The 8,079-nt window shown below is 71.6% G+C and carries 6 protein-coding genes; 4 read left to right on the top strand and 2 right to left on the bottom strand.

All coding sequences use genetic code 11. The features are described 5' to 3' along the window. The first annotated feature begins 150 nt into the window (after nt 1-150). The 4 genes from ACFWA7_RS32035 to ACFWA7_RS32020 all read left to right on the top strand — a co-directional run bounded on the left by ACFWA7_RS32035 (nt 151) and on the right by ACFWA7_RS32020 (nt 5,684). On the top strand, nt 151-2,640 hold the full coding sequence (locus tag ACFWA7_RS32035) for a RelA/SpoT family protein (RefSeq protein WP_385550206.1): 2,490 nt from the start codon (nt 151-153) through the stop codon (nt 2,638-2,640). Nucleotides 2,641-2,730: 90 nt separating this feature from the next. Then, on the top strand, nt 2,731-4,098 hold the full coding sequence (locus ACFWA7_RS32030; RefSeq protein ID WP_385826601.1) for a serine/threonine-protein kinase: 1,368 nt from the start codon (nt 2,731-2,733) through the stop codon (nt 4,096-4,098). Between the two features lie 76 nt (nt 4,099-4,174). Continuing rightward, the gene (locus ACFWA7_RS32025; RefSeq protein WP_385550199.1) at nt 4,175-4,552 is read left to right on the top strand and encodes a hypothetical protein; all 378 of its coding nucleotides are present in this window, start codon (nt 4,175-4,177) and stop codon (nt 4,550-4,552) included. Next, nucleotides 4,533-5,684 carry a caspase family protein gene (locus ACFWA7_RS32020; protein WP_385826599.1) on the top strand — a complete coding sequence of 384 codons (1,152 nt, stop codon included), beginning with the start codon at nt 4,533-4,535 and terminating at the stop codon, nt 5,682-5,684. The genes ACFWA7_RS32025 and ACFWA7_RS32020 overlap by 20 nt, the downstream gene beginning before the upstream one ends. 75 nt (nt 5,685-5,759) lie before the next feature. Here the strand turns inward: ACFWA7_RS32020 and ACFWA7_RS32015 are convergent, their stop codons facing one another. Together ACFWA7_RS32015 and ACFWA7_RS32010 are read right to left on the bottom strand one after the other, a co-directional pair. Continuing rightward, complete coding sequence (locus ACFWA7_RS32015; RefSeq protein ID WP_385540407.1) at nt 5,760-6,989, bottom strand: DUF349 domain-containing protein; 1,230 nt, start codon at nt 6,987-6,989, stop codon at nt 5,760-5,762. Between the two features lie 175 nt (nt 6,990-7,164). Then, nucleotides 7,165-7,956 (bottom strand): peptidylprolyl isomerase, encoded by a 792-nt coding sequence (locus ACFWA7_RS32010; RefSeq protein ID WP_385540409.1) that lies wholly within the window; start codon nt 7,954-7,956, stop codon nt 7,165-7,167. Between the last annotated feature and the right edge of the window lie 123 nt (nt 7,957-8,079).

Here is an 8,079-nt window from a genome sequence, read left to right as displayed (position 1 = left end):
CCCGCCTCCTGCGTTTACCGGGTACAGCCCGTCACACCCGCCCGACACGAACCGGCCGCCCAGGATCGATACCATGGGCTTTCCGGGCCTGACCGGGGGACCCGGATCCTCCCCCGAACTTCGTCCGGGGGGATCCCCAGAGGAGCGCTCTTGCCAGACGAGGCCCAGCCACTCTCCGCCGAGCGGCCCGACCAGCAGGCCGAGCAGGCCACGGCGGCCCCCGCCGCGCCCGAGCAGCCGGCGGCGGAGTCCGAGCCGAGCGCGCCGCAGCCGCCCCAGCGGCCCCTCGCGGCGGCCCCGGCCGCCAAGCCCACGCCCCCCGCGAGCCCGGTGGCCCGCTCCGGCGGCGGCTCCTCCAACCGCGTCCGCGCCCGGCTCGCCCGCCTCGGTGTGCAGCGCACCTCCGCGTACAACCCGGTCCTGGAGCCGCTGCTGCGGATAGTGCGCAGCAACGACCCGAAGATCGAGACCGCCACGCTGCGCCAGGTCGAGAACGCCTACCAGGTCGCCGAGCGCTGGCACCGCGGCCAGAAGCGCAAGAGCGGCGACCCGTACATCACGCACCCGCTCGCCGTCACCACCATCCTGGCCGAGCTGGGCATGGACCCGGCGACCCTGATGGCCGGGCTGCTCCACGACACCGTCGAGGACACCGAGTACGGCCTGGACACCCTGCGCCGCGACTTCGGCGACCAGGTCGCCCTGCTCGTCGACGGCGTCACCAAGCTCGACAGGGTCCAGTTCGGCGACGCCGCGCAGGCCGAGACCGTGCGCAAGATGGTCGTCGCCATGGCCAAGGACCCGCGCGTCCTGGTCATCAAGCTCGCGGACCGCCTGCACAACATGCGCACCATGCGTTATCTCAAGCGGGAGAAGCAGGAGAAGAAGGCCCGCGAGACCCTGGAGATCTACGCTCCGCTGGCCCACCGCCTGGGCATGAACACCATCAAGTGGGAGCTGGAGGACCTCGCCTTCGCGATCCTCTACCCCAAGATGTACGACGAGATCGTACGGCTGGTGGCCGAGCGTGCGCCCAAGCGCGACGAGTACCTGGCCATAGTGACCGACGAGGTCCAGTCCGACCTGCGCGCGGCCCGGATCAAGGCGACGGTCACCGGCCGCCCGAAGCACTACTACTCCGTCTACCAGAAGATGATCGTCCGCGGCCGTGACTTCGCGGAGATCTACGACCTGGTGGGCATCCGCGTCCTGGTGGACACGGTCCGCGACTGCTACGCGGCGCTGGGCACGGTCCACGCCCGCTGGAACCCGGTTCCGGGGCGGTTCAAGGACTACATCGCGATGCCCAAGTTCAACATGTACCAGTCGCTGCACACGACGGTCATCGGCCCCAACGGCAAGCCGGTCGAGCTGCAGATCCGTACGTTCGACATGCACCGGCGCGCCGAGTACGGCATCGCCGCGCACTGGAAGTACAAGCAGGAGGCCGTCGCCGGCGCCTCCAAGGTGCGCACCGACGTACCGAAGAAGGCCGGCAAGGACGACCACATCAACGACATGGCGTGGCTGCGCCAGCTGCTCGACTGGCAGAAGGAGACCGAGGACCCCAGCGAGTTCCTGGAGTCCCTGCGCTTCGACCTGTCGCGCAACGAGGTCTTCGTCTTCACCCCCAAGGGTGACGTCATAGCGCTCCCGGCGGGCGCGACGCCGGTGGACTTCGCGTACGCGGTCCACACGGAAGTCGGCCACCGCACGATAGGCGCACGGGTCAACGGCCGCCTCGTCCCGCTCGAATCGACCCTGGACAACGGCGACTTGGTGGAGGTCTTCACCTCCAAGGCGGCCGGGGCCGGGCCTTCGCGCGACTGGCTGGGCTTCGTCAAGTCACCGCGCGCCCGCAACAAGATCCGCGGCTGGTTCTCCAAGGAGCGCCGCGACGAGGCGATCGAGCAGGGCAAGGACGCCATCGCGCGCGCCATGCGCAAGCAGAACCTGCCGATCCAGCGCATCCTCACCGGCGACTCCCTGGTCACCCTCGCGCACGAGATGCGCTACCCCGACATCTCGTCCCTGTACGCGGCGATCGGCGAGGGCCATGTGGCCGCGCAGGGCGTCGTGCAGAAGCTGGTGCAGGCGCTCGGCGGCGAGGAGGCGGCCAACGAGGACATCGCCGAGTCGGCGCCGCCCTCGCGCGGCCGCAGCAAGCGCCGGGCCAACGCCGACCCGGGCGTGGTCGTCAAGGGTGTCGACGACGTGTGGGTCAAGCTGGCCCGCTGCTGTACGCCCGTCCCCGGCGACCCGATCATCGGCTTCGTGACGCGCGGCAGCGGCGTCTCGGTGCACCGCGCGGACTGCGTCAACGTGGACTCGCTCTCGCAGCAGCCGGAGCGGATCCTCGAAGTCGAGTGGGCGCCCACCCAGTCGTCGGTGTTCCTGGTCGCCATCCAGGTGGAGGCGCTGGACCGCTCGCGCCTCCTGTCCGACGTCACACGGGTCCTCTCCGACCAGCACGTCAACATCCTCTCGGCGGCCGTCCAGACCTCCCGCGACCGGGTGGCCACCTCCCGCTTCACCTTCGAAATGGGCGACCCGAAGCACCTCGGGCACGTACTGAAGGCGGTGCGGGGAGTGGAGGGCGTGTACGACGTCTACCGGGTGACGTCGGCGCGCAGGCCGTAACTCCTTTCCGGTTCCCCCGACTTGCCCAATCCCCTTGCCCGGCAAGGGCGTTGAGGGCGATGATCGGGGGACTCGGGCACAGGGGGTGACATGGCCGAGCCGACCGTGATCGACCAGCGGTACGAGCTGCTCACGCGGCTGGGCTCCGGCGGCATGGGCGAGGTGTGGGAGGCCCTGGACACCGCGCTCGGGCGGCGCGTGGCCCTGAAGATGATCCGCTCCGGCCTCGCCGGCCACGAGATGCGCACCCGGTTCGAGCGCGAGGCGCACGCGCTGGCCCGGATCGCCCACCCCAACACGGTCGTCGTCCACGACGTGGGCCTCGACCACGAGGCGCCCTTCCTCGTCATGGAGCTCCTGGAGGGCGTCGATCTGCGCACCCTCATCGACGCGGAGGGCAGGCTGCCGCACGCCCTGGTACGGGCCGTCGCGAGCGGGGTGTGCGCGGGGCTCGGCGCCGTGCACGAGGCGGGCATCCTGCACCGGGACGTCAAGCCCGGCAATGTGCACCTCACCCGGACCGGCCGGGTCGTCCTCCAGGACTTCGGCATCGCCCACCTGCTCGACACCTCACGGCAGACCGCGACGGGCATGGTGGTGGGCACACCCTCGTACATGGCGCCCGAGGTCGTGCGCGGCGAACGCCTCGGGGTGCACTCGGACCTGTACGCCCTCGGCGTCTGCGTGCACGAGATGCTCTCCGGTGCCCAGCCCTACGGCGGTGAGTCGGCGATGGCGGTCCTCTACAAGATCGTCCATGAGCCGTCGGCCCCGCTGAAGGGCAGGCCGGGCATCCCGGACGACCTCGCCGAGCTCGTCGCCGACCTGATGGCCAAGGACCCGGCCGCACGGCCCACCGGGGCGCAGGCGCTGGAACGGCTCCGCTGCCCGCCCAACGCCACGGAGCTGGTCGACGACGCCGTCACCGGGTATCTGCGCAGACGGGCTGTGAGGGACTTCGGGCCGCCCGCGGCCGAGGCCGCCACCGCCGGGCCGCCGGTCCCCGGCGCCGCCCCCACCTGGCCGCCCGGGAGGGAAGGCACGGGACACGTCCACCGCGCCACCGGGACAGCCCTCGCCCAACAGGCGGAATCCTCTCCCGGCCCGGAGCCGGCGGCAGCCGCCGCGCGGCGCTTCGCCACCTCCGTGCTCGCGCTCAGCGGCGCCACCAGGCACCAGATCCTGCGGGCCATGACGCCCTCCGTCGCGGAGGCCCGCCAGCGCGAGGCCGTCAACCTGGTGCTGCGCGGCTCGCTGGAGGAGGCCATCGGGCTGCTGAGCACGGTCGCGGAGGTCAGTCGCGTCTCCTTTGGCCCCGACCACCCCACCACGCTGGCCTGCGTCTACTGGCAGGGCGTGTGCCTGGCCCGGCTCGGCGCGGGCCCCGAGGCGGTGGCCAAGTTCGCGGAGGTGTCCGCAGTGGTGACGCCCGTACTCGCCGCACGCGAGCAGGAGTGACGCGGCCCCCACCCGCGCACCCCCGAAAGCCCGCGCACCCCCGAAAGACCGATCCCCGAAGGGAACCGAGGAACCGGTGTCGAAGATCGAGATCCGGGTGCGCGGCGCCGCCGACCCCGAAGCGGAGCTACGGTCCCTGCTGCGGTGGCTCCACGCGGACGACGAGGTCGGCCGGGCCGTGCACGGCACGCTCGGCAGCTCCCGGCCGCCCGACCCCGAGCACATGGGCACCCTGCTCGACGTCATGTCGCTGGTGGTCAGCGGCGGGCTCGGGGCGGGCCAGCTGGCGCTCTCCGTCGGGCAGTGGAGATCCGCCCGCCGCACCGCCCCGGCCGTCGTGATGCGCAGGGGCGCTGTGGAGATCGAGCTCAATGGGGCGGACCCGGCCACGATCGCGCGGATCACCGCACTGCTGGCGGGTGAGGAGCGGTCCGGTGACGGCGGATCTGCCTGACCCCTCGGCGTCGGCCGCCGTACTGATCGGCACCGCCGGCTATCTGCATCTGCCCCAGCTGCCCGCCGTGGAGTCCAACCTGCAGGACCTGGCGAAGGTCCTGCGGGACTCCACGGTCTGGGGGCTGCCCGAGGCGCACACACTGACGGTGGCCGAACCGGAGACCCCGGCCGCCCTCCTCGACCCGGTGTACGCGGCCGGCGAGCGCGCGCAGGACACCCTGCTGGTCTACTACTGCGGCCACGGCCTGCGGGACTCCGAGTCCGCCGATCTGTACGTGGCCCTGACCGGCTCCCGGGAAGGCGCCGGGTACACGGCGGTCGAGTACCGCCATCTGCGCGCCGCGATCCTCGCCTCCCCGGCCCGGCGCAAGGTCGTGGTCCTCGACTGCTGCTTCAGCGGGCGCGCGGCCCGCACCCTCGGCACCCCCAACGCCCTCGCCGCGCAGGCCGGGATCCAGGGCGCGTACGTCCTCACCGCCTCCCCGAAGGACCATGTGGCGCTCGCCCCGGACGGGGAGAGACACACCGCCTTCACCGGCGAGCTGCTGCACGTCCTGCGCCAGGGGCTGCCGGACGCGCCGGAGACCCTGGACCTGGAGACCCTCTACCGGGCCGTGGACGCCCGGCTCGGCGCCCGGAACCGGCCGCGCCCGCAGCGCAGCCAGGAGAACGACGTGGGGCGGCTGCCGCTGGTGCGCAACCGCGCCAAGGGCGACCCGGGCGTCCCGGCCGGGCCCGTGATGGACGCCGAGGTCGAAGCCGCGATGATCTCCTCCGGGCTCCAGCTTGCCCGGCTGCTCAGATCGGTGGGGCGCGGCAGGGACGCGCTGCCCGTGCTGCGGATGATCCTGCAGAACCGGGTGCCCGACGCCGAGGGCGACGCCGTCATCGTCCATCTGGAGCTTGCCGAGCTGCTCACCGAGTCGGGCCTGGACGACCAGGCGATCGAGGTCCTGGAGGGCGCCTTCCACCTCACCCACAAGAGGTTCGGCCCGGAGGCACTCACCGTCTGCCGCCGCCTGGCCGAACTCCTCCAGTCGGCCGGCAACCACAGTCAGGCATGCGATGTGCTGCGGCACGCGCTGGACACCCTGGAGCGGGGGAGCAGAGGGGTGGGCCCGGCCGCATGACGACGTCACGTACGCCGAAGGCCCGGCCGTGACGTCACGGCCGGGCCTTCGTACGTAACCCCCGTCGGGAACGTGTCAGCCGCCGAACTCCTCAAGCCCCTTCAGAGCCTGGTCCAGCAGCGCCTGACGACCCTCCAGCTCCTTGGCGAGCTTGTCGGCCCTGGCGTTGTTGCCCGCCGTGCGCGCCGCGTCGATCTGGCCGCGCAGCTTGTCGACGGCGGCCTGGAGCTGGCCCGTCAGACCCGCGGCACGCGCGCGCGCCTCCGGGTTGCTGCGGCGCCACTCCGACTCCTCGGCCTCCTGCAGGGCCCGCTCCACGGCGTGCATCCGGCCCTCGACCTTCGGGCGGGCGTCGCGCGGCACGTGGCCGATGGCCTCCCAGCGCTCGTTGAGGCCGCGGAAGGTGGCGCGGGCCGCCTTCAGATCGGTCACCGGGACGAGCTTCTCGGCCTCGACGGCCAGGTCTTCCTTGAGCTTCAGGTTCTCGGTCTGCTCGGCGTCACGCTCCGCGAAGACCTCGCTGCGCGCGGCGAAGAAGACGTCCTGGGCGCCGCGGAAGCGGTTCCACAGCTCGTCCTCGGCCTCGCGCTGGGCGCGGCCCGCCGCCTTCCAGTCCGTCATCAGCTCGCGGTAGCGGGCGGCCGTGGTGGCCCAGTCCGTGGACGAGGACAGCGACTCGGCCTCGACGACCAGCTTCTCCTTGGCCTTGCGGGCCTCCTCGCGCTGCGCGTCGAGCGACGCGAAGTGCGCCTTGCGGCGCTTGGAGAACGCCGAGCGCGCGTGCGAGAAGCGGTGCCACAGCTCGTCGTCGGACTTCCGGTCGAGCCGCGGCAGGCCCTTCCAGGTGTCCACGAGAGCCCGCAGCCGCTCGCCGGCCGAGCGCCACTGCTCGCTCTGCGCCAGCTCCTCGGCCTCGGTGACCAGCGCCTCCTTGGCGTGCTTGGCCTCGTCGGTCTGCTTGGCCTTCTGGACCTTGCGCTCCTCGCGCCGCGAATCCACGGTCTCGACGAGCTTGTCGAGCCGCTTGCGAAGCGCTTCGAGGTCGCCCACCGCGTGGTGCTCGTCCACCTGAGTGCGCAGGTGCTCGATCGCGGTCTGGGCGTCCTTCGCCGACAGGTCGGTGGTCTTCACCCGTCGTTCGAGGAGGCCGATCTCGACAACCAGGCCCTCGTATTTGCGCTCGAAGTAGGCCAGGGCCTCCTCGGGAGTCCCCGCCTGCCACGATCCGACGACGACTTCGCCCTCGGCTGTACGCACATACACGGTGCCCGTCTCGTCGACGCGGCCCCACGGGTCGCTGCTCACAGCGCCTCCTCCACATGATGCCTGCGCGAGGGGTTCGGCCCTCGTGGCATCGTCCACAGTTTCCGGGACGGGCCTCGCCCGCCCTCCACAACGCGATTCTCACCGCGCTGCACAACGCCAATCTAGGCGACCGGCCGCCCGGCTGTCCGCACTCAGCACGGCCGAATTCCGCGGGTCAGTCCTTGTTGACGGCGGCCTTCGTGATGGTGACGGCAGTCTTCGGCGCGCCGTCCCCGGCACCGCCGGCCACCCCCGCCTTCGCCACCTCCTGCACGACCTTGAGCGCCGCGTCGTCCATCGTGCCGAACGGCGTGTAACTGGGCGGCAGTTTGGTGTCCTTGTAGACCAGGAAGAACTGGCTGCCGCCGGTGTGCGGCTGGCTGGTGTTGGCCATCGCGACCGTGCCCGCCGGGTACGTCACGGTGCCGTCCGCGCCCGCCTTGCCCAGGCCCGTCAGGTTCTCGTCGGGGATCGTGTAACCGGGGCCGCCGCTGCCGTCGCCCTTGGGGTCGCCGCACTGGAGCACGAAGATGCCCTGTGTGGTCAGCCGGTGACACTTCGTGTTGGTGAAGTAGCCCTTGTCGGCGAGGGACTTGAACGAGTTGACCGTGTGCGGGGTCTTCGCCGCCGCCATCTTGAACGCGATGTCACCGGCGCTGGTCTTCAGCGACATCGTGTACGAGGCCTTCTGGTCGATCGCCATCTTCGGCTCCGGCGCGGAGTCCTTGCTCGCCGAGGGCGTCGGGGTCTCGGACGGCGCGGCGGCGTCCGACTTCTTCTTGTCGTCGTCGGAGGAGAAGGCTCCCGTGGCGAAGGCCGCCCCGCCCGCCGCGACGACCACCGCGAGGGCGGCCGCGATGACGGTGTTGCGGCGCTTGGACTTGCGACGGGCCTGTTCGCGGCGCTGCTGCTGACGCTCGAACTTCTCCCGGGCGAGCTGGCGCCGGCGCTGATCGCTGCTGACCACCGGTGGTCTCCTTGTGCGGTGTAGTGGGGTACGGACGCGTGTACGCGCGGACTGTGCCCGTACCGTATATGGGTTCGCTGTGACAGGAGCAGCGCCGGTAGGCTCTGAACAGCCGCAATCACC

Origin of the sequence: Streptomyces sp. NPDC059994, assembly GCF_042737755.1 — a bacterium.
In the GTDB taxonomy this organism is placed as follows: Bacteria; Actinomycetota; Actinomycetes; order Streptomycetales; family Streptomycetaceae; genus Streptomyces.
The sequence above is the reverse complement of the archived record's forward strand: the minus strand, read 5'-3'. Positions and strand labels throughout refer to the sequence as shown.